The sequence below is a fragment of the Hymenobacter sp. genome (genome assembly GCF_031398885.1).
GTDB lineage: Bacteria > Bacteroidota > Bacteroidia > Cytophagales > Hymenobacteraceae > Hymenobacter.
The window spans coordinates 18,294-44,509 of the sequence record NZ_JANNOD010000020.1; the positions used below are offsets into that span (position 1 = coordinate 18,294).

Genomic DNA, 26,216 nt, shown 5'->3' on the forward strand with positions numbered 1-26,216 from the left:
TGATTTGGCATTGCCTCCAACATTTGCCCAACGAAGGCCCCGGCCACGCGGCCGATTGGTTGGCGGCGCACGGCCACGCGCTGACCTTCACCAACTTGTTTGCGCCGAACCCGGAATTTCCGGCCACGAGTGAATTCGATGGCCTGCTGATTTTGGGCGGCGCCATGAGCGTGCACGACGAGGCCGGGTTTCCGTGGATGCGGGCGGAAAAAGCCTTTCTGCGCGAGGTGCTGCGGGCCGGCAAGGTAACGCTGGGCATTTGCCTGGGTGCGCAACTGCTGGCCGAGGCGCTGGGCGCCGAGGTTCGGCCCAACCCCGAGCCCGAAATTGGTTTCTGGACGGTGCGCTTCTCGGCCAAGGCGTTGGAGCATCCGCTGCTGCGCGGCTGGCCCGAGAAGGCCACCGTGCTGCACTGGCACCTGGACACGTTTACGGTGCCGCCGGGCGCTATTCGGGTGGGCATGTCGGCCGGGTGCGCCACGCAGGGTTTCGTGTGGGGCGACGGCATCATCGGCCTCCAATTTCACCCCGAGATGACGGTGCCAATGGTCGAGCAGCTGCTGGAGTACGAAGGGCACGAAACGGCGGAAGAGCAGGAATTTGTACAGACCGCCGAGCAGATTCGGGCCCGGCTGAAATCGATGTGGAAGGGCCGCAAGCTGCTGGAGTTGCTGCTGGCCAACTTGGTGGCCGTGCACGAAGGGGAGGAAACGAGTTAAAAGTTAAAATAGTGGTGAGTTTTAACTCGCAACTTTTAACTCAGCTTAAAACCCTTTTGGCAGCTCAATTCCTTTGATGGTTTTGTACAGGCTCAGGGCGTGCTGGTCGGTCATGCCGGCCACGAAGTCGGTGAGCAGCAGGATTTTTTCGTAGGCCGACACATCGGCCTGGCGGCCGGAGGCGCGGAACTGCTCGGGCAGCAGCAGGAGCAGCTTGCGGCTGCGGTGGCCCTGGCCGGCGTCGAACACGGCGCGCAGAAACGCGTCCAGCAGCCCGCCCAGCACCTCAAAACCGGCGGCTTCGATTTCCAGCACCGGGCGGCTGCGGTAGAGCTGGTTGATGCTCAGGCGCTGCACTTCCTGCAAGTCGGTCCAGCAGGCCAATTCCTTGATGATGGGCTGGTCGTACTCGCCGCGCAGGATGGCGGGCGCGTGCCGGGCAAACAGGCCCGCGAGCTCCGTCACCAGCTTGCCGATGAGGCGGGCCCGGACGTAGCCCAGCTCCTCGCCCCAGTCGTGCCACTGCACGCTGCCCACGCGGCCGGCCGGGTCGTTGAGCATTTTTTTTAGCAAGCCCAAACCGGCCCGCGGCTCAATCAGGCCCAGTTTCAGGCCGTCCTCAAAATCGATGATGCGGTAGCACAAGTCGTCGGCGGCTTCCACGAGGAAAGCCAGCGGGTGCCGGTGGTAGAACCCCGCGGCGGCGTCTTTCGGCAGCAGGCCCAGCTCGGCGGCCACGTGCCGAAAGCGGGCGCTTTCGCTCTGAAAGTGGCCGTATTTCTTTTCGGAGGCCCCGCCTAACCTCGCTTCCGTGGGCACAAGGCTGGGCTTCGGATATTTGGTGAAGGCGCCCAGCGTGGCGTAGGTGAGGCCCAGGCCCGCGGTGCCGGTGCTGTGCGCGGCGTAGGTGTGCGTGAGGATGCGGAACCCCGCCGCGTTGCCTTCAAAGTGCTGCAAATCGGCTACTTCGGCGGGCGTAAGGCCAGCCAGGTAGGGCGCGGCGGCGCCACTTTCAAAGTAGCTGCTGATGGCGTCCTCGCCGGAGTGGCCGAAGGGCGGGTTGCCGATGTCGTGGGCCAGGCAGGCGGCGGCCACGAGGTCGCCGCAGTCCTGGTCGAGGTTGGGCAGGAGCCGGGCCAAAGCGGCGTCGTTTTCCAGCAAATGGCGGGCGGCGAGGCGGCCCAGGGAGCGGCCCACCACGGCCGTTTCGAGCGAGTGGGTGAGGCGGGTGTGCACGAAGTCGGTTTCGGGCAGGGGCATCACCTGGGTTTTGCGCTGCAGGCGCCGGAAGGCCGAGCTGAACACCACCCGGTCGTAGTCGGCCACGAAAGCGCCGCGCACGGGGGCCGCGCTGGGCGACGGCAGCTGCTGGTCGGGAAAACGGCGCTGCGAGAGCAGGCGTGGCCAGGACATGAGGGGCATGATGTTTTCTGAGCAGGGGGTGTTGGAAAACCGTAGAAGGTGAGGGGTGAAAGGCAACATTCGGCGAGGCGTAATTTTACCTTTCACCCCTCACCTTTTGGCAAAAGAATTATTTGAGAAGACGTAACCGAAGAAGTTTAAACGTCGTGCTGAGCTTGCCGGAGCATCTCGCCGGAGCTAGTAATTCAATTGTTTAGTAATGCGGGCGAGATGCTTCGGCAAGCTCAGCATGACGTGCTGTCGACTTCCCGAACCGCCTTTTGTGTAGACAGGACGCGAGCCCGCAGCTACAACTCCGTTCATGCGGCTGCTACTGGGCTAGTTTGCGGTCCAGCAGTCGGAAAGGATTTGCCTGGTTGAGGTTGAGTACGAAGCGGATGCGGTCGGTAAAATCCCGGCGGTTGTTGGGCAAGCCGTCCGCGTACTGCGAGCCGGCCACGGGGAGGTACAGCTCCAGCAAGTCGCGAATGACCGGGACCACCAGGCCCGCGTCGTAGTACAGGCGCTGCCCAGGAGCGCCGTTCACTCGTTGGCGCTCGGCGGTGGCCCCAAAATCGGCAAACACGGCCAGCCCCGTGACGGGCAAATCGGCGCGCAGGTTCAGGGTGCTGAGCCACCGGGTGCTGGCGGCGGGCAGGTAGGCTTTGAAAGCGCCGTCGCGGTCGTCGGTCTGGTGCACCTGGGCGGTGTAGGCGCGGGAAATTTGCTGGCGGTCGAGAAAAGCCGTCTGGCGCCGGTAATCGGGACTGCCGCTCAGGCCCAGCACGAACACGTTGGAGCGCGACTGGCTCAGGAAGCGTCCGCCGAACAGGCGCGCACTCACCCGTTTCTTCAGCGCGTAAAACCGCTGGTAGGAAGCCTCGGCGCGGAGCAGGGTGGCCGTGCCGGCCAGTTGCTCGGGGCGGGGCTGCTGCTCCAGGTCCTGTAGCTCGACGTGCGCGGCCCAGCCGTGGAGGGCATTGCCGCCCCGCACATCGTACTCGGCGGCGAGGCTGTTGGTTTGGCCCCGGTCCTGGTCGTCGATGGAAGTCAGGGCCACCTTGACCTGCTGCTGGGGCCGGTCGTAGGCCGAGTGGGGCAGCGTCACGGCGATGCTGGGCTCCAGCTTGCGGTAGCGCTCGAAGCGCTGCAGGGTGAAGCCCGTGACCACCTGCCGGGTGAAGCGGGTGGGCAGCACGTTCAGGTTCACGGTGGCAATGCCGTTGAGCTCGTTGCGGTGGAAGCTGTACATCGGCATAGCCAGGTACTGCAGCTTTTTGGGCACCAGCAAGCCGTTGGAAAAGGCCGCGCCCAGCAGCAGCTTGTCCGACGTGTTGGCCCCGATGACCGGCAGCCAGGTGAGGGCCGCCCGGTCCCAGCGCTCCACGCTGGCCAGGGGCTGCACGCGCACCGGCTCCCAGCGGCGGCGGCCGCCGCCGAGCCGCAGGCGGTCGTCGCGGCGGTTGAGCTGGGGCGTGAGGTACTCGGCGTCGACCACCACGGCGGCCACGCGGTCGCGGCGGAAATTGAGCTGGCTGGTGGCGTCGTCCTCGGGGTTGCCGAAAGGGGGCGTCCAGAGCGTTTGCAGCACCTGACCCTGTGCGTCCACCGTCGAAACGGGCACCGCCCAAAGCACCGGGGAGTCGGTGCGCACCAGCACTTTCACTTCCTCCCCAACTTGCTGCGCCGCGAATACGTCGGCGTTGTACGCGCGGGTGTTGGTCAGCATTTCGCGGAAAAACCAGTCGAGCTTTTGCCCCGTGCTTTCCTCAAACGACGCTTCCAGGTCCTCGGGGTAGGGGTGTTTGAACTGCCACCGGGCGTAGTAGGCGCGCAGGGCCTGGTCGAACTTCTCCTGGCCCAGGTAGCCCGCCAGGTACCGGAGCAGGGCGCCCGTTTTGGCATAGACAATCGCCGAATAGTTGACCGACCCAAAAGCGGCCGAACCGGGGCCCTGCACCGGCTGGTCGAGCCCGCGGCTGGCCATCACCTGGTAGGGGAGCTGGTTGAGGGCGCTGCCCGGCAGGTTCTCCAGGCCGAGGGCGCGCGCGGCGGTTTTGCTGCCGTAAATATCTTGCAGCAGGCCGGCCTGGGGGTTGTTGCGGCCCTCCACCCGGAGCTGCACGTAGGTGTTCACGCCCTCGTCGAGCCACGGAAAGTCGCGCTCGTTGCTGCCCAGCACGCCGTAGAACCAGTTGTGCCCCACCTCGTGGATAATGGCCGCGGGCTGGGTCACGGTCACCATGGGGTACTCCATGCCGGAGCCGGCCGAGAGGGCGCCGTCCACGGCGGTGGCCGACGAATACGGGTACTCGCCCACCCACTGCGAGTAGTAGGTGAGGGCGTCGTTGACGTCCTGCAGACCCTTTATCCACTTCTCGGCCTCTTGGTTGGTGAACAGTACCCACGAAGTCACGGCCCGGCCCGAAGGCAGCGTCACGGTGTCTTTGAGCACGTTAAAGCGCTTGTCGGCAAACCAGGCGAAATCGTGCACCCGGTCCTGCTTGTAGCGCAGGGTTTTGGTGATAGGTTCGGAGGCCGGAAAAGCCAGGTCAGTGCCGAAATCCTTGGCCGTGGTTTTGCGGGCCGTGGCCGCGGCCAAAGCGTCCAGGCGGGCGCGCTCGTCGGGGTTTTGCAGCTCGCCGGTGGCGCCCACGGTGTAGTTGGTGGGCAGCGTGATGGTGACGTCGAATGAGCCGAACTCCGAGTAGAATTCGCCCTGGTTCAGGTAGGGCATGGGGTGCCAGCCGCGCCGGTCGTACACGGCCGGTTTGGGATACCACTGGGTAATCTGGTAGCTCTGCCCCACGTGCCCCAGGCGCGAAAACGAAGCCGGCAGCTGCACCCGAAACGGCGTGCTGATGGCGACGCTGGCCCCGGCCGCCAGCCGCTGCGGCAGCACCAGCTTGGCGATGTCCGGGTTCAGCGGGTCCGGCTCCAGCTTGGCCGCCTGGCCGTTCACCTTGAAGTCGAGCCCGTCGATGAAGCCGCGGTCGGCCGCTTTGGCGAACTGAAATTTGCGGTCGCCGTTGCGCAGCTGCTGCCGGGCAAACGCCGTGGTGTTGTCGCGGTAGGCGTTGGGCCAGAGGTGAAACCAGATGAAGGTCAGCGACGCGGGCGAGTTGTTGACGTAGGTGAGCTCCTCGCGGCCCGTGAGCTGGTGGGTTTTGTCGTCCAGCGTAACATCGATGGAACAATTGACCTCCTGCTGAAAATACACCGCGGGGGTGGGGCGGGCCGGCTTGGCCGGTTGGGCTCGGGAAAGGACGGGCAGCACGCTCAGAAAAATGAGCAGTAATCGGTTGTTCATGCGGGGGTAGAAACGTCCGCCAAGCTGACGGACGGGCGAAAGTAGCGGTTGGGCGGCCAGAGAGTGGGAATTGCCCTCGCGTTGCCCAGCGCTTCTCGCCAGGCGCTAGCCCGCTTGCTCCTCGTGCGCCCGGCCCAGCAGGCGCACGGTGCCGTAGCCGATGAGCAAAAACACGCCGAAGACCAGCGTGACGCCCCAGGTTCCGGGGAAGCTGAACGGGTGCAGCACGCGGTTCATGATGTCGAAGAACAGCGTGAGCGGGTTGGTGAGCACGTCCCAGGAGTTGAAGCGCAGGTAGCGGCCCAGGTAGATGCCGAAGCTGCTGAGCAGCAGCGCCACCGTGGCAAAGGCCCAGCCCGCGCCCGCGCCCAGGCGCACCGTCACCAGTTGCTGCATATCGGAGAGGGAAGCGTAGGCCAGCATCAGCCCGTTCCAGGCGCAGCTCAGAATCAGGGCCAGGTCGTACCAAAGCGGCACGCCGGGCCGCGCGTCGAGGTGGAACAGGTCGGTGATGAGGTAGGGCGCGTTGGGGAAAAACAAGAGCCACGCGGCCCCGGCCGGCACCAGCAGCCGGGCCCGCTGCGGGCCCCTGGCAATGCCCAGTAAGGTGCTGATGGCAAAGGGAATCAGGGCCAGAAACAGGTTCCAGGCCAGGAACAGAAACAGCAGCCGGCCCGTCATCACCACCCGCACCGCCACCAGCAGCAGGCTCAGGGCAATGGAAGCGCCCAGCACAAAAACCAGCGTGAGCCGGGTGCGGGTGAAGGACTGCGAGGAAGAAACCGCGGGCTGCATGTGAGCAAAGATATGGTCAGCAGCCCGCGGTTGGCGCCGGCCGGGCGGTGGGCATCGTCAGGGCCCACCGGGGCCCGGGGCTTCAGCGGCAGGGGGGCTAAATTCCGCCGGCCGCGTAGCGCAACTGGGCCTGGTTCTGCGCGTACTTGGCTTGCAGCTCGGCCAGCTTCTGGCGGGCGCTGAGCAGGCTGGCCTCGCGGGAGTTGATGAGGAACAGGGTGCTCTCGCCGTTATCGAAGCGGATGACCTCGCCCTCGCGCAGGCGCTGGTAGTTTTCGGTGGCCCGCTGCTGCAGGCGCAGCTGTTCGAGCAGGGCCTGCCAGTCGTTGGCGGCGGTGAGCAGGGCGTTGTTGACCTGGCGCTGGTCGTTGTCGAGCTGGAAGCCGGCGTCGCGCAGCTTGATTTGGTTGAGCTGGCGCTTGGCCCGCTCGGCGCGCAGCAGCACGGGGTAGGCCAGGCTCAGGCCCAGCTTGTAGTTGTTGGCGGAGTAGCCGCCCTGGAACGGCCGGGGGTTGCCCTCGATGGCGAAGGGCTGGCCGGGCAGCAGCAGGTTGTAGTCCACGTTGAGCTTGGGCAGCAGCTTGTTGAGCAGCAGGCGGTTTTCCAGGCCCAGCTGCACCTGCTTCACGCGGGTTTTCAGCAGGTCGGGGTGCTGCTGCTGGGCCTGCGCGGCCAGGGCGGCCAGCGAGTCGGGCCGGAGCGGGCGCCAGGCCAGGGCCGGCGGCAGGGGCTGGGGCCGGGCACCCGGCGGCAGCTCGCGGGGGCGGCCGTCGGCGCCCCAGAGGTAGCTGGAGGTCACCAGGGTGGCGTTTTGCCATTCCACGCGGGCGGCCACGCGCTGGCTCTGGCGGTTCTGCAGCTCCGCCTGGGCTTCCACCGAGTCGATGGCGGCCAGGTCGCCGGCCAGTACCCGCTGGCGGGTGGCCGCGAAGCGCACGGCGGCCACCTCCTCGTTGGTTGCGAGCAGGCGCAGGCGCTCGGTGGCCAAGGCCCAGGCCCAGTAGTCCTTGCTGGCGCTCAGCAGCAGCTTGTTGCGCACGGCCCGGCGCTCGGCCTCGGCCAGGCCGGTCAGGGCCTGGGCCACGCGCAGGGCGATGCGGCGCTCGTCGATGAGCAGGCCCTGGGCCAGGGGCACGCTCAGGCCCACGTAGCTCAGCCCCCCGGTGGCCGTGAACTCCTGCGGGTTGATGTAAGGCCCGGTGCCGCGGTCCCAGCCGGCCTTCACGTCCACCCCGAACCAGGTGGGCACGCGCAGGTAGGTTTCCCAGTCGTGGTAGTACTCCGAGCCCTTGAGCTGCTTGCCGGAGTACTTGCCGTTGAGGTTGGGGTCGAAGGCGCCCCGGGCCTGGCGGATGTCTTGCTGCGCCCGTTCCGGGTTCAGGGCCGCTTGGCGGGCCACCGGGTGAAACTCGCCCACCAGCGCCAGAAACTCGTTGTGGCGCAGGGCCACCGAGTCCGTGGCCGGGATCGTTTGGGCGCGGGCCGGCAATTGAATTAAAAGTGAAAAATTAAAAATTAAAAATGCCCAGTACCAGCGCCTTGAACTGCCCACTTTTAATTTTTCACTTTTCATTTTTAATTGCTCGCCGCCGTTATTCTTCGCCACCATAGCCGTCGGTTTTTGCCACTTTTGCCCCCTTGCCTCCCTCTGGCTGGCCGGCGGGGTAGGCCGTGACGTCGCCCACGTAGTTGGGCGGGAAGCCGTTGATTTGCCGCCACAGCTCGTACCACACCGGCACGTCGTCGAGCAGGGCCCAGCCGTACACGCCGGAGCCCACGCGCAGCGGGGCGGGCCAGACCTCGGTGCCGGGTTCCTGCGTCACCAGAATGCGGTACTGGCCCTGCGAGTCGATGTTGTCAATCACCTGCACCACGCCCCCAAAGGTGCCAAAGCTGCTGCCCGGCCAGCCCGAAAACACCAGCGCCGGCCAGCCGTCGAACTGCAGCCGCACCCGGCGGCCCACCCGCAGCAGCGGAATGTCCATGGGTTTCACGTAGAGCTCGGCGGCCAGGCGCGGGTTGGCGGGCATGAGCGTCACCAGGTCCTCGCCTTCTTTCACGATTTCGCCTTCGCCCTCCTTGAGCGCGCGCACCACGTAGCCGGTCTGGGGCGCGGTGATGAAGTAGAAGCCCGCCCGGATGCGCAGGTTGGCCAGCTCGTTGCGCATCTTCGAAATCTGCCCCTCGGTGTCGAACTGGTAGCCGGTGGCCGAGCGCCGGTCGCTCTCGCTCTTGGCCAGCTTGTCGGCGTACTCGGCGTCGAGGGAAAGCAGCTCGATGCGGGCGCTGAGCGAGTCCTGGCGGGAAGCGGCCAGCTTGTTGCGCACGGCCTGCAGCTTGGCGGCGCTTTCCTGAAACTTCAGGCGGCGCTGCTCCAGCTCGGTCAGGCTTTTGAGGCCCTGCTTGTAGAGAAACTCCTGGCGCTCCTGCTGGCTGGTGGCAATGGCAAAGTCGGCCTGCGCGGCCACCAGCTCGGCGCGGTCGGAGCGCACCTTGAGGTCGGCCTGGCGCACCTTGTTGCGGGCCTTGGCCAGGCTGGCGCCGAGGCCCAGGCGCAGGGCGTCCTGCTGCGAGCCCAGGGCGCGGGTTTTGGCGGTGTTCTCGCGCAGCCCGGCCACCTTGGCTTCCAATTGCTCGCTGGTGCGGGCCAGCAGCTCGGGGTCGAAATACTTCTCCTTGATTTCAACGATTTCCGCCAGGGTGTCGCCCTTGCGCACAAGCTGGCCTTCGCGCACCCGCCAGGTCTTGAGGCGCCCGCCAATGGTGCTCGGCACGGTCTGGGGGCGGTCCTGAGGCCGGAGCGTGGTGAGCTTGCCAGTGGAGCGGATGTTCTGCGTCCAGGGCAGAAATCCGGCGAGCAGCACCAGTAGGCCCAGGCCGGCCGCCCAGTGGGCCAGCGTCCGGCCCGCCTGGGGCGTGCGCACCCGCGCGAAGGCCGTGAAGCGTTTGGCGTCGGGATGGGTTTCGGGGTTGGGATGTTCGGCGAAAGGCATTTTTAGCGTTGCTTGTAGTTTATAGCCGGGTAGGAATGGCATATGTTGCCCCAAACGCCGCGCCGCCCCCGGCGCGTTTCGTCCAGCGCCCGGCTCCGCGCTTCTCTCTGGAGCACAGCGTGATAATCATAACGACCCGGTGCATTAATCATTCGTTTCAGTTCCGAGCAGGGTGCGCAGCAGGGGGGTGTCCCGCAGGTCAACGAGCGCGCCTTCGGCCACCAACCGGCCCTCTTGCAGCACCGCCACGCGGGGCAATAGGTCCAGCAACTCGGGCTGGGTAGTGGCCAGAATAACGGTCCAGGGCAGGTCGGGGGCCAGCAGGCGCCGCAGCACCCGCACCCGCTCGGCCAGAGCCGCCGCCGGCAGCAGGGCATCCAGCAGCAGCAGGCGGGGCCGGCCCACCACGGCGCGGGCCAGCAGCAGCTTCTGCGTGGCCCCCGAGCTGAGCGTGTAGCCCGGCCCCACGCGGGTTTGCAGGCCCTCGGGCCGCGCGTATACGTCGTCGCTGAGGCCCACCAGGCCCGCGGCCCACACCGCATCGGCCGCCGTGAGGTGGGGTTGGTTGAGGGTAATGTTCTCGAGCACGGTGCCCGAAAACAGGTGCTGGTGGGCCAGGCTGTCGCCCACGGCCGCTGCCAGCGCGTCGGGGCTGAGGTCGGGCAAGGACAGGCCGGCGTAGGCCACCTGCCCAGTGTAGCCGCCGAGCAGACCAGCCATCAGGCGCAACAGGGTGGTTTTGCCCGAGCCGTCGGTCCCCAACAGGGCCAGGTGGTCGCCGGCGGCCAGCCCGAACGAGACGCCATCGAGTACGTCGCGCGTGGCGTGCGGGTAGCGGTAGGTCAGCTCCCGCACGTCCACAGCCAGGCCGGGCGCGGGGGCGGGCACGGCCGGCAGGGCCGCTTTGCCGGCGGCGGGCGCCACCGATTCGAGGTCCAGCACGTGGCCGATTTTGTCGAGGGCCGTCAGCGCGTCGTACACCACGTCAATCTTAAGGATGAGCTTTTCGACCGCCCCAATGGTGAGGATGATGACGATTTCGGCGGCCACAAACTGGCCGATGTTAATCTGCTTGTCAATCAACAGCCAGCACCCGATGCCCAGCAGCGAGGCCGTCACCAGCGTCTTGAACACCACAAACCCCCACGACTGGGTCACCAGCACCCGGAAGTGGGAGTCGCGGGCGCTGAGGTGGCCGTTGAGCAGGTCGTCGGTGCGGGACAGGGCCAGGCCCTGACGGGCCGGCAGCTGAAAGCTGCCCACCGTGCGGGCCACGTCTTCGAGCCAGGCCACCACCCGGTACTTGTACTGGCTTTCGGCGATGCTCGTGCGCAGGCCCCTGGGCCCCGTTACCGCAATCAGGGCGTAGAGCAGCGCCAGCAGCAGCAGCCCGAACGCGATGAAAATGGGGTGGTAGAACGAGAGCAGCAGCAGGCCGAAGATGATTTGGAGCCCCGCCGCCGAAAACTCGATGAGCATGGTGGCCAGGCCTTTTTGCAGGGTGGGCACGTCGAGCAGGCGGTTCATCAGCTCGGGCAGGTACTCGCCCTCCAGGGCTTCGGCGCGCACCCGGGGCAGGCGCACGGCAAAGTCCAGGGCCACCCGCGCCATCAGCCGCTGCTGAATGTATTCGACCAGGTGCAGTTGCATGATTTGCAGGCCGCCGACCAGGGCCGTGCCCAGCACGATGAGCCCGATGAGCACCACCAGCGAGGTGCTGACGGCCCCGCTGCTCACAAAACCAATCACCGACTGGACGCCCAGCGGCAGGCTCAGGCTGATGACGCCGGCCAGGGTGGCGTACACGTAGAGGTAAGTAATGTCGCGCCGCTCGGCGGCCAGCAGCCGGAACAGCCGCTGGACGGGCGATAGCGAAGAAGAGTCGGACATAAACAGTGAGGAAAGATTGAAATGCGGCGCGCCGGTTGCAAGCGGGCGGGCCGCCGCGGGGTTGCGACTGGTTGGAATTTAGCCCGGGGCCACTGCCCCCGGCCCGGCGGCGGGCGCCAGGGCCGAGAAGGCCAGGTGTTCGAGGAAGGCGCGCACGTCGCCCCCGGCGTCGGCGAGGGAGGGCAGGTGCTGCGCAAAAAAGTACTGGCTGCGCGCCGACTCCAGCAGGGTGCTCACCAGGGCGTGGGAGTGGGCGTAGGCAGGGTTAATGGCCTGCACCACGGCCACCAGGTCAGCCACCAGGCGCTTGTATTCCCGGAACAGGCCCACGCGGTTGTCGGCGTCTACGTCCTTGGTCAGGTAGGCCTTGCTGGCTTCGGCCACCACCACCCGGTACAGGGCGGCCTCGTCGAAGTCAGGCGTGGCCGGGTCGTCGGCGCTGGCCTGGCACACGGTGGCCAGCGCGTGGTGCAGGCGCTGGCGCGGGTCGGCCACGTTGTGCATCGCAAAGCTGACCCGGAAACGCAGCCAGGCCCAGTGCCAGCTCACCAGGTAGGACAGCAGGCGGTGCTTGTTCTCGAAGTAGCGGTAGAGCGAGGCCTCGGTGGAGCCCAGGGCCAGGGCCAGCTTCTTGAACGTGAAGGCCTCGAACCCGATTTCGTCGAGGAGCTGCACGCTGGCGGCCAGCACGCGGCGGCCCAGGGCGGTGGCCTGCGGGTCGCGCAGGTACAGGTGTTCGTTGAGGTCGGGACGGAGCGTGGGCAGCATGGGCGTAGCAATGAGCGCGCTGCAAAGATAGTGAGCGTTGCCTTTGATAATAGCAATGCTATCAAAAATAAAAGTAGCTGCCTGATTTCGGCTTGCCTCCTGTTTACGCCAGCGCATCCCGGCGTACTTTTGCGCTGCTTATTCCGCACCCGCCAATGCCCCACGTTTACCTTAGCCGGCTCCGCTGCTTGTGCTGGCTGCTGGCGCTGCCGCTGGCCGCTGCTGCTCAAACGGCCGGCCCCCGGTCCGTTGGGCAAAAGTCCGCCGGTGCCCCCGTTCGGCCCGCCGCCCTGCCCGCCCGCCCCGATGCCGCCACGCGCTACCGCGCCGGCAAGGCCCAGCTCGACCAGGGAAACTACGCCGCCGCCCTCCAGCAGCTGGAGCCCCTGGCCCAGCCCCCCGCCCGCTTCGCCCGCGCCGCCGACGCCGCCTACCTCAGCGCCGTGGCGGCCGCCCGCCTCCGGCAGTGGCCCGAAGCCGAGCAGCTGCTCAACCTGCTCCGCACCGAGTACCCGGCTTACCCCAACCTGCCCGACGCCTTGCTGCTCCAGGGCCAGGTGTCGTTTGAGCAGCAGGACTTCGACACCGCCCTCAAGGCCCTGGCCCTGCTGCCCCCCGCCCGGCTCGCGCCCGAGCGCGAAGCCTTGAAGGCTAATTACTTGCCCCGCCTGAGCGACCGCGGCGCGTGGCAGCGCCTGCTCCGGCGCTACCCCGACGACGCCGCGCTGGGCCGGGCCTACGCCGAGCGCCTCGTGTTCGGCGGGGCCTACACCGACGCCGACCGGCCCCAGCTCGATGAACTCATCGCCAAGTTTGGCCTCGACCGCGCCCGCTACGCCCCGCGCCCCCGCGCCGCCAAAAAAAGCAGCTACAACGTGGCCGTGCTGCTGCCGTTCGAGCTCAACGACCCGAGCTGGCAGACGCAGCGCAAAAACCAGTTTGTTACCGACCTGTACGCCGGCCTGCGCCTGGCCCAGGACAGCCTGCAGCGGGCCGGCCGCGCCCTGCAGTTGTTTGCCTACGACACCGGCGGCGACACCCTGATGCTGAAGCAGGTGCTGGCCCAGCCCGAGCTGGCGGGCATGGACTTGCTCATTGGCCCCATCTACAAGTCCAGCGCCAAGCTGCTGGGCCGCTACGCCCGCGAGCACCAGATTGTGTGCGTCAACCCGCTCTCGCAGGACGGCGACCTGGTGCTCGACAACCCCTGGCACTACCTGTTCGGGCCCAGTGCGGCCACCCAAGGGCGGGTGGCCGCGCAGTTTGCGCTGAACACCTTCGGGCCCGGTCGCCCCGGGGTCATTCTGCACGAGGACAGCAAGGACGACGCCGACTTTGCCACTGCCTACAAAACCGCCTACGAGGCCCAGGGCGGCAAAATCAGCCTGGTGCGGCGCTTCGACCCCGACGTTGAAGAAAGCCTGAACGCCGCCTTTGCCGGGCTCGACCTGCCGAATACCAGTCACCTCGTGGTGGCTTCCGACAACCGCCGCCCGGGTCCGCCGGTCCTGGGCTTGCTGCAACGGCAGCCGGCTGCCACCCGCCCGGCCCTGCTCTGCCCCGGCTCGTGGCTCGAAAACCCGCGCCTGGACATTTCCCAGCTCACTGACCCCGGCGTGTTCTTCGTGCAGCCCAAGTACTACGACGAATCCGGGCCGGGCTACCGCCGGTTCCGTCAGCTCTACGTGCAGCGCCAGCGCCTGCCCCCGTCGATGTACGCCAACCAAGGGTTCGAAATGCTGTTGTACTTCGGGGCGGCGCTCTTTCAGTACGGCCCGGCTTTCCAGGCCAGCCTGGCCAGCGCGGGCCCGGTGCCGGGCGCCGTTTTTGAGGGCCAGAGCTACGCCGGCGGCGCCCACGATAACCAGGTCGTGCCCATCGTCAAGCTCAACAACCTGGAGCTGCAGGTGCTGCGCTAGGGCGGTTCCCGGCCCCTGGTGCAGCGTTGCATTGAAGTCAAAAGTTGAGAGTTAAAAGTTAAAATATCACTCGTAAGAATTCTAACTCTCGACTTTTGAAGCTAAGCTAATTAATGCTTCAAAAATGGCGGTTGCCTCAGTGCCGACCCCCGAATTTCACTGATTTGAATGGGAACGTCATGTTTAGCTGACGTTCGTGATGCCCGATTATACACGCCGAATTTTTTCATGCTTAACCTCGCTACTTCCACCGCCCTGTTTGACCGCGCCAAAACCCTCATTCCGGGCGGTGTCAATTCGCCGGTGCGTGCTTTCCGTTCGGTGGGCGGCTCGCCGGTGTTCATGCACAGCGCCCAGGGCGCCTGGCTCACCGACGTCGACGGCAACCGCTACGTGGACTTCATCAACTCCTGGGGCCCGATGATACTGGGCCACGCCCCGCAGCTCGTGCTCGACGCGGTGGCCCAGGCCTTGCCCCACTCGCTGAGCTTCGGGGCGCCCACCCACCGCGAGGTCGAAATGGCCGAGCTGATTCGGACCATGGTGCCCAGCATCGAAAAAGTGCGGTTGGTGAATTCGGGCACCGAGGCCTGCATGTCGGCCGTGCGGGTGGCCCGCGGCTACACCGGCCGCGCCAAAATCATCAAGTTTGAGGGCTGCTACCACGGCCACGGCGACGCTTTTCTGATTGCGGCCGGCAGCGGCGCCCTCACCGCCGGCGAGCCCGACTCGGCCGGGGTGACGCGCGGCGTGGCCCAGGATACGCTCACCGCGCCCTACAATAATCTGCCCGCCGTGGAGGCCCTCATCGCCGCCAATCCCGACCAGATTGCGGCCCTCATCCTGGAGCCGGTGGTGGGCAACATGGGCCTGGTGGTGCCCGCCGTGGGTTTTCTGCAAAGCCTGCGCGACCTGTGCACCGCGCACGGCATCGTCCTGATTTTTGACGAGGTGATGACCGGCTTCCGCCTCGCGCCCGGCGGGGCCCAGGAGCTGTTCGGCATCACCCCCGACCTCACCACGCTGGGTAAAATCATCGGCGGCGGCCTGCCCGTGGGGGCCTACGGCGGCCGCGAAGACATCATGAACTGCGTGGCCCCGGCCGGCAAGGTGTACCAGGCCGGCACGCTCTCCGGCAACCCCATGGCCACGGCCGCCGGCATGGCCCAGCTCCGCTACCTGCACGAGCACCCCGAGCTGTACCCGGCCCTCGACGCCAGCAGCGCCCGCCTCGCCGATGGCACCCGCGAAATTGCCGCCGAGCTCGGCCTCAACTACACCGTAAACCGCGTGGGCTCCATGTTCAGCCTGTTTTTCACCAGCGCGCCGGTGCACAACCTGGAAGATGCCAAGCAGTGCGACACGGCCGCGTTCGGCCGCTACTTTCACGCCATGCTCAACCGCGGCATCTACCTGGCGCCTTCGCAGTTCGAGGCCCTGTTCGTATCCACGGCCATCACCGACGAGCTGGTAGAAATGTACCTGCGGGCCTGCCGCGAGTCGTTGGTGGAAGCCCACAGCGCAACGTCTCGCGAAGTCGAAAGGAAAGTTTCGCGAAGGTAACGGCGGGGGACAACAACGGGGAATAGGGTCTTTGCGAAACTTATTTTTCGACTTCGCGCAGCCCTGCACTATACCTTTGCCCGATGTTCAAATTGTTTTTTGCGGTGCTGTTGCTACTGGCGCCCTTGGCCCACGCCGAAACGCCCGCCCAGGCCAACAAGCGGCTCTTCGACAAGACCATCGACGAGCTTAACTTCCGCACCATGGAAACGGTGTACGACAAGTCGTTCACCCGGGGCAAGTTTCCGCTCACGCTGCGTACCGCCGCGGCCCGCCGGGAGTTTGACGGCTTTGGAACTAACGAGGCCCTAAAGCAGCTGTTTCAGAACTACAACGGCATCGCGGAGCGGTACAAAAACCGCTACGGCAACGGCCCGGTTACCCTCACCGAGTTTCAAAAACAGCTGAGTTCGGTGCTGTTGGACAAGAACTTTGAGTTCTTCATCCGCAACTTGCCGCGCGACGAGCGGGTGGCCCTCATTCGGGCCGAGCAGCGCCTCATCCAGCAAGCCACGGCCCAGTTCAACGACTCCGGCGCGCCCGAAGACGTGGCCGCCGTGCCCCCCGCCGATGCCGACGCCCAGCCCGAAGCGCCCGTGACCGCGCCCCTCACGACCATCGACGAGGCCGCGCCCGCGGCTGCTGACGACGAGCAGCCCGTGGTTTCCGCGCCCGTTGCGGCTCCCGGCGCCGCCCCGCGCCGCGACTGGTTCGACTACCTCACGTTTTTTCTGAGTGTGTCCAGCTTCCTGCTGCTGCTCTACATCGCGGGTGCGGTGCTGCCCAACCTCAGCCGCCGCGTAAACAACCTGGCCGGCGAGCCCGAGCCCGACCCGGAGCCGCGCAGCCTCGCCAGCCGCTTGCGCCCCACCCGCTCGCCGGGCCTGCGCGAGGACCGCTACGAAGAGGACGAAGACGACAACGAGCCCGCCCGCCCGAGCCGGCGCGACGACGACTAGGGCGGCAGCCAGCCTGCGCAGACCAGATAGCAGCACCCAACAGCCAGCCGTACCAATGATATTAACCGACCAGCAAATCCTCGCGGAAATCGAGAAAGGCACCATCGTCATCGAGCCCTACGACCGGAGCTGCCTGGGCACCAATTCCTACGACGTGCATCTCGGGCAATACCTGGCCACCTACCGCGACCAAGTGCTGGATTCGCGCAAGCACAACGAAATCGATACGTTTGAAATCCCGGAATCCGAGGGCTTCGTGCTGCAGCCCGGGCAGCTCTACCTCGGCGTGACGCAGGAGTACACCGAGACGCACGCCACCGTGCCGTTTCTCGAAGGCAAGAGCAGCGTGGGCCGGTTGGGCATCGATATTCACGCCACGGCGGGCAAGGGCGACGTGGGGTTTTGCAATCATTGGACCCTGGAAATCAGCGTATCGATGCCCGTGCGGGTGTACCGCCACATGCCCATCGGCCAGCTGATTTATTTCGCCGTGCAGGGCGACGTGGCCACGCGCTACAATCACAAGCAAAGCGCGAAGTACAACGACCGCACCGACCGACCGGTCGAGTCCATGATGTGGAAAAACAAATGGTAGCGCATTCAGAAGCGGTTATTTGCGGCCGCTGATTCCGAACCAGCGGGACGTTTTTTCCGTTTAAACAGGCAGCCGCGCCGCTTCCCACTGGCCCGGTCCTTGCGTACGTGTGCTACCAAACCCTACGACGATGACGATGAAAACCGCTTTTGCTTCCCTGGCCCTCGCGCTATTGGCCGGCGCCGCCTCGGCCCAGCAAGTTTCCACCGCCTCCACCGTGCAGGTGCGGGACAAAACCCAATCCAGTCCCCGCCTCAACCCCGTCGAAGCCCGCGCCGACCGCCTGAGCAACCAAATGGTGCGCGACCTGCGCCTCAACAACTACCAAGCTACCAAGCTGCGCGCCATCAACGCCGACAAAATCGCCAAAATGGCGGCCATCGAGCGCAAAAATGCTGGCAACCCCCAGTTGATTGACCAGGAGTGCAACGGCGTGTGCAAGGAGCGCGACCAGGAGCTGCAGGCCGTGCTCAGCAACGACCAGTACAGCAGCTACTTTGGCTCACGCGCCAATTACTACAAGTTCGACAAGGATTTTGCCAGTCAGTCGGCTAGTATTTTACTCACCAACTCCGTCCAGAATCCTTCGCCCGCGCGCGCCAACGACGCCACGATTTCGCCCACCAAGCCGAAGCCCGCCAACCGACCAGCCGGTAACCTCGGCCGCAACGCCCGCTAGCCCGCTTCCGGCGGTACCAAAACAAAAAAAGCCCATGCACGGCGCGATGGGCTTTTTTTGTTTTCGCGGGCGTTAGCCGTTTTGCTCCTGCCGGTCCAGGTAATCGGATAGTTCCTTGCAGAGCGCCCGCATCTTGGCGGCCATCTCCTTGTCGTTGGTAGCCGTCACGATGTTCTCGGCCATCGAGCCAATGTTGTCCACGCAGAAGCGCTTCATCTCGTCAATGGGCATGTCTTTGGTCCAGAGGTCAATTTTCATGGTGCCCGCCTGCTCCCGGTCCCACAGCGCAACGTTGATGGCTTTGGCAAAATGAATATCGGGCCCCGCATCGGTAGCCGTCCAGCTGATTGCCTCGGGCACCTTGTTGTCATCAAGGGCAATGCTGAAGCGGATTTCTGATTTCTTCATATCACAGATGATGCGGATGGTGCAGGTGCCGCAGATGCAAACAATTAAAAATAACTACGTTTAATCGCGGATGATGCGAATGATGCAGATGCGGACGATTAAAGACGTCAGGGCTCACCAGTTCACGTATGCAATCGCCTGCATCTGCACCATCTGCATCATCCGCGATTAAACGTAGTTGTTCAGCATCACCGGCATCACCAGCATCAGGATGCTCTCGTTGTCGTCGGCGAGCGTGGGCATGAGCAGGCCGGCGCGGTTGGGCGTGCTCAGCTCCAGGGTAATTTCCTCGGAGTCGATGTTCGAGAGCATTTCGAGCAGAAAGCGGGCGTTGAAGCCGATTTCCATATCCTCGCCGTCGTACTGGCAGGTGAGGGTCTCCTTGGCTTCGTTGCTAAAGTCCAGGTCCTCGGCGCTCACCACCAGCTCGGAGCCGGCCAGGCGCAGGCGCACCTGGTGGGTGGTTTTGTTGGAGTAGATACTGATGCGGCGCACCGAATTCAGCAGCTCGGCGCGGTTGATGATGAGCTTGTTGGGGTTGCTCACCGGAATCACGTTTTCGTAGTCCGGGTAGCGCTCGTCAATCAGGCGGCACACGAGGCGCATCTGGTTGAAGCTGAAGAAGGCGTTGCTCTGGTTGAACTCCATCTTCACCGGCGTGGCCTCGGCGGGCAGCGTGCCCTTGAGCAGGTTGAAGGCTTTGCGCGGGATGATGAGGTTGGCGGTCTGGCCGGCGCCCACGTCCTGGCGGCGGTAGCGCAGCAGGCGGTGCCCGTCGGTGGCCACAAACGTCACCTGCGCGTCGGCCAGTTGCACCAGGATGCCGGTCATGGCCGGGCGCAGCTCGTCGGTGCTCACCGCGAAAATGGTTTTGTTGATGGCCCGCGCCAGCGACGACGACGGCATCTCAATGGGCGAGGAGCCCTTCACCACCGGCACGCGGGGGAAGTCGGCGGCGTTCTCGCCGGCCAGCTTGTAGCGCCCGTTGGCCGAGCTGATTTCGATGGTGTAGGTTTCCTCGTCCAGCGTGAAGGTCACGGGCTGGTCGGGCAGGTTCTTCAGCGTGTCGAGCAAGATGCGGGCGGGCGCGGCAATGCGGCCGGTGTCGCGAGCCTCCACGGGCAGCTCGGTTATCATGCTCGTCTCCAGGTCTGAAGCCGTGATGGTGAGCTTCCCGGCCTCAATCTCAAAGAGAAAGTTCTCCAGAATGGGCACCACGGGGTTGTTCGTAACCACGCCGTTGATGCTTTGCAGCTGCTTGAGCAGGGCAGAAGAAGAGACGATGAATTTCATGAGAAAGGCCTGGGCTTTGGGTGAGGGAGGGCAAAGATACGCGGCGGGGTTGGGCTTTGGAAGGGGGGAGCAACAGCAACTTTAGTCCCGGATGATTTGTAGATTTGATAGAGCTTCCTACTGAGTTGTAGAGTGCAACGACAGTCCTCGTCAAGCCGCAACCCCTAAGTATGATGAATAAGGAAATCTTGTTTACCGCCGCCGACCAATTGCCCGACAATTTTGAATTGGACGAACTGATTGACTGTTTGCTGTTGATTCAAAAAATTGAAAAGGGACGCGAGCAAAGCCGCAATAATCAAACGCATTCCCAGGAAGAAGTAAAGCAACTGGTGAAAACGTGGTTCAAGTAAGGTGGACGAGCGGGGCGCCGGAAGAATTGGCCCAAGTTCGGGATTACGCCCGGCAGCTTTCTCCTAAATACGCTGAGCAATTGATTGAGCGGCTTATTGAGCGCACGGACGCGTTGGTGAATTTTATTCGCTTGGGTCGCATCGTGCCCGAATACGGTGACGCTGCCGTGCGCGAATTACTGGATGGCCGTTACCGCATTATGTACGAAATAGTCAGCGAAGAACGAGTTGATATTATTCATATCCACTCAACTGCTAAGCCGTTGCCAGACCGTGAATAGTCATTGCGTTTCTCGAATGGTACCTCTCCACAAATTATTGCCGGCGTCAGCGTAGCGGACTTGGTTATCAGAAGTTGGCCGAGAGCTAACCACCCCGGATAAAGCGGATAAATAAGCACGGTCATGCTCTAGCTTTAACTATTTAATTTCTTGCTCACGACACTTGATTAAATAATAAGTTAGCCCAGCGACAAGAACAGCCGATGTGGCCGAAACTGATGCGGCAACAAGGCGGTACTTCCATTCGTACATGTGCCGATGGGGATGTTATTCTGCTGCAAACCCCGCATACCGCCGCTTGCGCCGCCACGCCCGCACGGCCCCAAACAGGCCCAGCAGTGCCAGCGGCGCCCCCAGGTTCAGCAGCTGCCAGCGGCGGCGCTGCTCGGCCAGCTTCACTTTGTCGAGGGGGCGGAGGGTGATTTGCTTGCCGCGCACGGCGATGAGGCCGGTTTCGTCGAGCAGGTAGTCGGTGGCGTTCAGGACCAGCTCGCGGTTGGCAAATTCGGTGTTGGCGAGGCGGTCGAAGCCCAGGCGGAAGGGGTTGCCGGTTTTGGGGTCTATTTCGGAGCGGATGAAGTCGCCGTCGGCCAGCACCAGGACTTTGCTGGGCTTGGCATTGGCCGGCTTTTTGGGCTGGAATTGCAGGGTGCCGGGCCGGGCGCGGTTGGCAAAAAGCGAGGTGAACTGGCCTTCGAGCAGGTAGCCCACCGGCTGAAAGCCTCTTTGGTAGAGCTTGGGGTTGGGCTCCAGGCGGGCGTCGTTGAAGTTGATGGGCACCGGGGCGGGCAGCACGCGGGTGTAGCGCGAGGTGCTGAGCAGCGCGGTTTTGCGGATGCCGCGGGCTTTCACCGTGTCGAGGTTGCCGGCGAACTTGAGGTAGACCGCGTCGAGGTTGCGGGTGATGGGATGCGGGCTGAATTTGTTGATGAGCGGATAAAGCTGCCAGGGCATGGGCTCGATTTTGGGCTTGTTGCCGTCCAGGCCGGTTACGAGCGGGATTTGGCCGCTATTGAGGTCGAGGAGCAGGTTCTGGTTCAGGCGCAGGCCGTACTTGAAGAACAGGTCGTCGAGGTTCAGATTATAGGGCGTGGCCAGCGCGGCGCCGTTGCGGCTCACGCTGTCGAGGTCCACGCGCAGGGCATCGACGAAGAACAGGGCCCGGCCGCCCCGGGTAATGAATTGGTCGAGCTTGAACTTGTCGTCCTCCGAATACGGCGTTTTGGGCTGGGCCACCACGATGGCATCGAGCGCGCTCAGGTCCTTCACCTTGCTCAGCGTCACGCGGAACACGTCGTACTGCTGCTGCCAGGTGCCGAGCATGTCGCCGGCCTGCACGTTGGTCAACTCGCCGTGGCCTTCCACCACGCCGATGCGCTTGCGCAGGGCCGGCACCAGCGTGCGGATGGTGCTGGCCAGCTCGTATTCCAGGCCCTCGATGCTTTGGTTGAGGCGCACGTCGGCCGGGGCGGCCTGGTTGCCGCGCAGCAGCAGCACGGGCTTGTCCACGGCGCCCACGCTCACCACGGCGTAGGGAAAGATGATTTTTTCGACGCGCTTGCCGTTTTCGGTGGCGCCGAGGTTGGTGGGTTTCAGGCCTTTTTTAAACAGCGTGGTATAAAAAGCGTTGCGCGCTGCCTCGGTGCTGGCCGCGCTGGGGTCGATGAAAATGTAGTTCAAATTAGCGCCGCCGTAGACCTGGAACTCGGTCAGCGTTTCGCGCACGCCTTGTTCCAGCCGGCGGAACGCGGGCGGGAAGTCGCCGGTGAGGTACACGGTGATGGTGACCGGCTGCTTCAGGCCCCGGAGCAGCGCTTTGGTGGCCGGCGACATCGTGTAGCGTTTTTCCTCGGTCAAGTCAAGCCGGAAGAAGAAGCGCTGCGCAATGAAATTAAACAACAGAAGGCCGCCCAATACGGCGGCGAAAAGCAGCAAGTCGCGTTGCTTGCGCGAAGCTGGAACCGGGGCCGGTATCGCCGAATTTGTCAACGTATTCTCCATTACCAATTCCGGCTCCGTAGTACCAGCCGGGTAGCTTGCAGGGCCACCGCAACCACGCTGAAAAAATAAACCAAGTCGCGCGAGTCAACCAAGCCCTTGCTGAGGTCGCGGTAATGCGCCGCAATGCCCAATTGGCTCACGTAATAAGCCGAACTGCCTTCCAGCACCGAGGCCAGCGAATCGAACCCGGAGTAAATCAAAAAGCACCCCACCACGGCCGCCAGAAACGCAATAATCTGGTCGCGCGTGACGGCCGATGCCAGTACGCCAATGGCTGCGAATACGGCCGCTAACAACGCTAAGCCCAAATAGGAGCCGACCGTTGCAGCCGAATCAATATTGCCTTCTGGGCTGCCCAGTTTATACACCGAAAAATAGTAGAGCAGCGTGGGAATTAGGGCCAGTAACGCCAGTAAAAAACACGCCAAATATTTACCGCCAATTATCTGCCCATCGGTGAGCGGGCGGGTGAGCAGTAATTCAATCGTGCCCGCCTTTTTCTCCTCCGCGAACGTGCGCATGGTGATGGCCGGAATCAGAAACAGGAATATCCAGGGCGCCAGCGAAAACAGCGTTTGCAGGTCGGCGTAGCCGTAATCCAGTACGCTGCTGTCGGGAAAAACCCAGACGAATAGGCCGGTGGCAATTAGAAAAACTCCCAGCACCACGTAGGCGACGGGGGAGTTTAGGAAGGCGTTGAATTCTTTTTGAAGGATGGTGAGCATAAGGCGTGAAAGCCGGGAATTTGAACGTCATGCTGAGCTTGCCGAAGCATCTCGCTTGCACCGTTGAACGATTGAATTGCTAGCCTGAGCGAGATGCTTCAGCAAGCTCAGCATGACGTTCCTTATTAGTTCTTGTACTTGTTCGGTTCTATTTCGTCAGCTCTCCAAATACCTCCTCCAGGCTCTGCTGCTCCTGCCGCAGCCCGAGCAGAATCCAGCCTTCCTGCCCGGCCAGGCGCGACACGGCGGCGCGCACGTCGGTGCCGGGCGCGGTGCGCAGCAGTACCGCCCCGTCGGGCGCGGCCTCCACGTGGCGCACGCCGGGCAGCTGGGCGAGCTTGGTCGTATCGACGGTGCCTTCAAATTCGGCGCGAACCGTGGTTTCGCCGGCGGCGCGGGCGGCCAGCTCGGCCACGGGGCTGTCGGCCACCAGCTTGCCGCGGCTGATGATGAGCACGCGGGAGCACAGGGCCGTGACTTCGGGCAGAATGTGGGTGCTGAAAATGACGGTTTTGTCCTCGCTCACTTCGCGGATGAGCTGGCGGATTTCTAAAATCTGGTTGGGGTCGAGGCCGGTGGTGGGCTCGTCTAATATCAGCACGTCGGGGTCGTGGATGAGGGCCTGGGCCAGGCCCACGCGCTGCCGGTAACCCTTGCTGAGGGCTCCGATTTGCTTGTTCTGCTCGCGGCTCAGGCCCACGCGGCGCACCAGCTCGGCCACGCGGGCGCGCAAGCCGGCCCCGCGCAGCCCGTGCACCGACCCGATGAATTCGAGGTACTCGTGCACGTACATGTCGAGGTAGAGCGGGTTGTGCTCGGGCAGGTAGCCCACGTGCCGGCGCACGGCCAGGCTCTCGGTCAGCACGTCGTGCCCGGCCACGCGCACGGTGCCGGCGGTGGGCGGCAGGTAGCCGGTGGCAATTTTCATTGTAGTGCTCTTGCCCGCTCCGTTGGGCCCCAGGAAGCCCACGATTTCGCCCTTGCCCGCCGTGAAGCTGATGTTGTCCACGGCGTTTTGGGTGCCGTAGGTTTTGGTCAGGTGTTCAATTTCTACCATCGGTTAGTTGTCGGTTGTTCGTTGTCAGTTGTCAGGTCGTTAGCAAGCCCCACTAGGAAACTAACAAATGACAATTAACAACGAGCAACTATTTTTTAGGCTGCAACGGCCGCATTTCCACGTCCACGATGTGAAAGTTGGCGGGCGTTTCCAGTGAATAGATGATGGCGCTGGCAATGTCCTCGGGGCGCATCATCGAGTCGTTGGTGGTGGTGCCGGGAATGTCGTCGAAGAAATTGGTTTGCGTCGAGCCGGGGTACAGACACGTGACTTTGATGCCGTCGTTGCGCACTTCCTTGAACAAGGACTGCGAAAAGCCGCGCACGGCAAATTTGGTGGCGCAGTAGCCGGCCATGTTTTCGATGCCGGTGAGGCCCGCGATGCTGGCAATGTTCACGATGTGGCCCAACTGCTGGCGCTTCATCTGGGGTAGTACGGCGCGGGCGCAGTAGAACGTGCCGTGCACGTTGGTGTCGAACATCCGCCGCCAGTCGTCGGTGCTGAACCCGGCCACGGGGCCGGCGATGCCGAGGCCGGCGTTGTTTACCAGCACGTGGATTTCGGCCCCCAGCTCGCGCTGCGTGTTGGTGTAGGCTTCGGCCACAGCGTACTCGTCGCGCACGTCGCACTCGAAGAACTGAAACCGGTCGTGCCCCAGACCAGGAGGGGCGCTGCGGCCCCAGCCGGCCACGGCGGCGCCCCGGGCGAGCAGGGCTTCCACGGTGGCGCGCCCAATTCCTCGGCTCGCGCCGGTGACGATGGCAACTTTGCCGGTGAGGTCCATTTATCTTTGAAAAAAATTAAGCTGCCAGTTATCCGTTGCTCGTTGGCCGTGGCTAGCCCAGTGTTTACCGCAAACACCGGCCTGCCCACCGCCCACGAGCAACGGATAACCCATTCACTTGTGATTTACGATTAACGAGGCAAATGCGCGATACGAGTTTGCGGCCGCAAGGTAGCGGCAGGGGGTGGTTTGGGCGCGCGGCGCGCGGGTTGGGCCGCGCCGGACTGGGCCTGGTGCTGGCTGGGGGCCTGAGCACCTGCGGCCCCGGCCACGGCGGCGACTGCCTCAAAAGCACCGGCGCCATTGTCACCCAGCGCCGCGACGTGGACGCCGGCCTGGCCACGGTGACGGCCTACGACAACGTGGACCTGCGCCTGGTGCAAGACGCGCAGACCTACGCCGAGGTACGGGCCGGCAAAAACATCATCGACAACATCACCCTGACCCGCAACGGCGACGCCCTAGACATTGCCAACACCAGCACCTGCAACTGGGCCCGCAGCTACGACGCGCCCTGCGAGGTAACCCTGCACCTGCCCCGTATCGGCAACGTGTTCCTGCGCGGGCAGGGCAACGGCAGCACCGTGGGCCAGTTCGAGCAGGATACGCTGTTTTTTCACTTGGTGGGGGCCGGCGACTACGACCTCGACCTGAAGGCCCGCTACCTGAACGTGGACCAGTACGAACTGGGCGACATGACCCTGCGGGGCTCGGCCGAAGAAATGGCATTCACCCTCGGCGGCACGGGCCGGCTGTTCGCCCAGGCCCTGGACCTGCGCCGCTGCTACTTCACCATGACGCGCGGCAGCAACGGCAACGCCCGGGTACGCGCCACCGACATTGTGGGCGGCATCGTGGCGGGTACCGGCACGCTCTACTACGGCGGCCCGCCCGCCACCACCGACATTTGGGTGACCGGCAAGGGCGGCCAGCAGGCGGAGTAAATTGGCCCGGCTATCCCAAGTCCCCCAGCTGCGGCCGAATGAGTAATTCCTCCACCACGGCGTGGGGCGAGAGCGAGTAGGCGCCGAACACCGCCTCGGCCACGTCTTCGGCCCGCACGAACCGTTCGGCGGGCAGGTCCACGCCGGCCCAGCTGGCGGTGAGCACCGGGCCCGGCAGCACGGCCGTTACGCGCACGCCGCTCGGCTTAAGCTCCTCGCGCAGGTTGCGGGTGAAGCCCAGCAGGGCGTGCTTGGCAATGCCGTAGGAGCCGCCGTTGGGGTAGGCCGTGACGCTGGCCGTGGAGCAGATGGTGAAAATGTGACCGCGCCCGCGGGCGATGAAGTCCGGTAGCAGGGGCAGGGTCACGTCGTAGGCGCTGAGCAGGTTCACGGCCAGCATTTGGCGCAGCTGCGAGCCGTCGGCCGGCTCGTCCTGCAGGCGGCCGGGCGTGAAAGCGCCGGCGTTGTTGACCAGCACTTCCACGGGCGGGCCCAGGGCCAGCACGAAAGCCGCGAAGCGGGCACAGTCCTCGGGCTGACTGAGGTCGGCGGGCAGGGTGTGGAGCACGGCGCCGGGAACTTCGGCCGCCAGGGCGGTTGTGAGGGCGGCCAGGTCGGCGGCCGAGCGGGCGCAGGTGGCCACCGGGTGGCCCGCCCGCAGGAAGCGCGCCACTACGGCGCGGCCAATACCTTTGCTGCCGCCGGTGACGACAATTAATTTTTCGTTCGTTTGCACTGTCGTTGCGTGATTTTACGTATGGTTGCGGGTTGCCGAAATA

General features: G+C 64.4%; 23 protein-coding genes. 9 read left to right on the forward strand and 14 right to left on the reverse strand.

The annotated features are described in order from the left end of the window. Window positions 1-23: 23 nt before the first annotated feature. On the forward strand, window positions 24-719 hold the full coding sequence (locus RMO51_RS02260) for a type 1 glutamine amidotransferase (protein ID WP_310391608.1): 696 nt from the start codon (window positions 24-26) through the stop codon (window positions 717-719). A gap of 45 nt (window positions 720-764) precedes the next feature. Here RMO51_RS02260 and dgt read toward each other — a convergent pair whose 3' ends face one another. From dgt to RMO51_RS02295, 7 genes are all read right to left on the reverse strand, one after another. Then, window positions 765-2,132 carry a dGTP triphosphohydrolase gene (gene dgt, locus RMO51_RS02265; RefSeq protein ID WP_310391610.1) on the reverse strand — a complete coding sequence of 456 codons (1,368 nt, stop codon included), beginning with the start codon at window positions 2,130-2,132 and terminating at the stop codon, window positions 765-767. A 319-nt stretch (window positions 2,133-2,451) separates the two neighbouring features. Then, window positions 2,452-5,430, reverse strand: a complete 2,979-nt coding sequence (locus RMO51_RS02270) for a M1 family metallopeptidase (RefSeq protein ID WP_310391612.1) — start codon at window positions 5,428-5,430, stop codon at window positions 2,452-2,454. A 105-nt stretch (window positions 5,431-5,535) separates the two neighbouring features. Further along, the gene (locus tag RMO51_RS02275; RefSeq protein ID WP_310391614.1) at window positions 5,536-6,225 is read right to left on the reverse strand and encodes a DUF1361 domain-containing protein; all 690 of its coding nucleotides are present in this window, start codon (window positions 6,223-6,225) and stop codon (window positions 5,536-5,538) included. Window positions 6,226-6,322: 97 nt separating this feature from the next. Continuing rightward, a complete protein-coding gene (locus tag RMO51_RS02280) occupies window positions 6,323-7,714 on the reverse strand; it encodes a TolC family protein (RefSeq protein ID WP_310391615.1) in 1,392 nt (463 codons plus the stop codon). 103 nt (window positions 7,715-7,817) lie between these two features. Continuing rightward, on the reverse strand, window positions 7,818-9,218 hold the full coding sequence (locus tag RMO51_RS02285; RefSeq protein WP_310391616.1) for an HlyD family efflux transporter periplasmic adaptor subunit: 1,401 nt from the start codon (window positions 9,216-9,218) through the stop codon (window positions 7,818-7,820). A 144-nt stretch (window positions 9,219-9,362) separates the two neighbouring features. Next, window positions 9,363-11,108 carry an ATP-binding cassette domain-containing protein gene (locus RMO51_RS02290; protein WP_310391618.1) on the reverse strand — a complete coding sequence of 582 codons (1,746 nt, stop codon included), beginning with the start codon at window positions 11,106-11,108 and terminating at the stop codon, window positions 9,363-9,365. Window positions 11,109-11,186: 78 nt separating this feature from the next. Further along, window positions 11,187-11,876 carry a TetR/AcrR family transcriptional regulator gene (locus RMO51_RS02295; protein WP_310391619.1) on the reverse strand — a complete coding sequence of 230 codons (690 nt, stop codon included), beginning with the start codon at window positions 11,874-11,876 and terminating at the stop codon, window positions 11,187-11,189. Between the two features lie 155 nt (window positions 11,877-12,031). Between RMO51_RS02295 and RMO51_RS02300 the strand changes: the two genes are divergently transcribed. From RMO51_RS02300 to RMO51_RS02320, 5 genes are all read left to right on the forward strand, one after another. Further along, the gene (locus RMO51_RS02300; RefSeq protein ID WP_310391620.1) at window positions 12,032-13,795 is read left to right on the forward strand and encodes an ABC transporter substrate-binding protein; all 1,764 of its coding nucleotides are present in this window, start codon (window positions 12,032-12,034) and stop codon (window positions 13,793-13,795) included. A 228-nt stretch (window positions 13,796-14,023) separates the two neighbouring features. Further along, window positions 14,024-15,358: a glutamate-1-semialdehyde 2,1-aminomutase gene (gene hemL, locus RMO51_RS02305; protein ID WP_310391621.1), complete on the forward strand. Its 1,335-nt coding sequence runs from the start codon at window positions 14,024-14,026 to the stop codon at window positions 15,356-15,358. Window positions 15,359-15,441: 83 nt separating this feature from the next. After that, entirely contained in the window at window positions 15,442-16,317 is an 876-nt protein-coding gene (locus RMO51_RS02310) for a hypothetical protein (RefSeq protein ID WP_310391622.1), read from the forward strand. A gap of 55 nt (window positions 16,318-16,372) precedes the next feature. After that, on the forward strand, window positions 16,373-16,912 hold the full coding sequence (gene dcd, locus RMO51_RS02315) for a dCTP deaminase (protein ID WP_310391624.1): 540 nt from the start codon (window positions 16,373-16,375) through the stop codon (window positions 16,910-16,912). 136 nt (window positions 16,913-17,048) lie between these two features. After that, the gene (locus RMO51_RS02320) at window positions 17,049-17,591 is read left to right on the forward strand and encodes a hypothetical protein (RefSeq protein ID WP_310391625.1); all 543 of its coding nucleotides are present in this window, start codon (window positions 17,049-17,051) and stop codon (window positions 17,589-17,591) included. Between the two features lie 72 nt (window positions 17,592-17,663). Here RMO51_RS02320 and gldC read toward each other — a convergent pair whose 3' ends face one another. Further along, entirely contained in the window at window positions 17,664-17,999 is a 336-nt protein-coding gene (gene gldC / locus RMO51_RS02325) for a gliding motility protein GldC (RefSeq protein WP_310391627.1), read from the reverse strand. A 168-nt stretch (window positions 18,000-18,167) separates the two neighbouring features. Continuing rightward, window positions 18,168-19,292, reverse strand: a complete 1,125-nt coding sequence (dnaN, locus tag RMO51_RS02330; RefSeq protein ID WP_310391629.1) for a DNA polymerase III subunit beta — start codon at window positions 19,290-19,292, stop codon at window positions 18,168-18,170. A gap of 173 nt (window positions 19,293-19,465) precedes the next feature. Between dnaN and RMO51_RS02335 the strand changes: the two genes are divergently transcribed. Both RMO51_RS02335 and RMO51_RS02340 read left to right on the forward strand, forming a co-directional pair. Beyond that, entirely contained in the window at window positions 19,466-19,645 is a 180-nt protein-coding gene (locus RMO51_RS02335; protein WP_310391631.1) for a hypothetical protein, read from the forward strand. Beyond that, window positions 19,633-19,926, forward strand: coding sequence for a type II toxin-antitoxin system RelE/ParE family toxin (locus tag RMO51_RS02340; RefSeq protein ID WP_310391633.1), 294 nt, complete (start codon window positions 19,633-19,635; stop codon window positions 19,924-19,926). Before RMO51_RS02335 ends, RMO51_RS02340 begins: the two co-directional genes overlap by 13 nt. Before the next feature lie 267 nt (window positions 19,927-20,193). Here the strand turns inward: RMO51_RS02340 and gldG are convergent, their stop codons facing one another. The 4 genes from gldG to RMO51_RS02360 all read right to left on the reverse strand — a co-directional run bounded on the left by gldG (window position 20,194) and on the right by RMO51_RS02360 (window position 24,493). After that, window positions 20,194-21,927 (reverse strand): gliding motility-associated ABC transporter substrate-binding protein GldG, encoded by a 1,734-nt coding sequence (gene gldG, locus RMO51_RS02345; protein WP_310391635.1) that lies wholly within the window; start codon window positions 21,925-21,927, stop codon window positions 20,194-20,196. Continuing rightward, window positions 21,927-22,652 (reverse strand): gliding motility-associated ABC transporter permease subunit GldF, encoded by a 726-nt coding sequence (gldF, locus tag RMO51_RS02350; protein ID WP_310391636.1) that lies wholly within the window; start codon window positions 22,650-22,652, stop codon window positions 21,927-21,929. Before gldF ends, gldG begins: the two co-directional genes overlap by 1 nt. A 148-nt stretch (window positions 22,653-22,800) precedes the next feature. Beyond that, complete coding sequence (gldA, locus tag RMO51_RS02355; protein ID WP_310391637.1) at window positions 22,801-23,709, reverse strand: gliding motility-associated ABC transporter ATP-binding subunit GldA; 909 nt, start codon at window positions 23,707-23,709, stop codon at window positions 22,801-22,803. A gap of 88 nt (window positions 23,710-23,797) precedes the next feature. Beyond that, a complete protein-coding gene (locus RMO51_RS02360; RefSeq protein WP_310391639.1) occupies window positions 23,798-24,493 on the reverse strand; it encodes an SDR family NAD(P)-dependent oxidoreductase in 696 nt (231 codons plus the stop codon). A 143-nt stretch (window positions 24,494-24,636) separates the two neighbouring features. Here RMO51_RS02360 and RMO51_RS02365 point away from each other — a divergent pair, with 143 nt between their 5' ends. After that, the gene (locus RMO51_RS02365) at window positions 24,637-25,437 is read left to right on the forward strand and encodes a GIN domain-containing protein (RefSeq protein WP_310391641.1); all 801 of its coding nucleotides are present in this window, start codon (window positions 24,637-24,639) and stop codon (window positions 25,435-25,437) included. A gap of 10 nt (window positions 25,438-25,447) precedes the next feature. Here RMO51_RS02365 and RMO51_RS02370 read toward each other — a convergent pair whose 3' ends face one another. Beyond that, entirely contained in the window at window positions 25,448-26,173 is a 726-nt protein-coding gene (locus tag RMO51_RS02370) for an SDR family oxidoreductase (RefSeq protein ID WP_310391642.1), read from the reverse strand. Window positions 26,174-26,216: the final 43 nt, after the last annotated feature.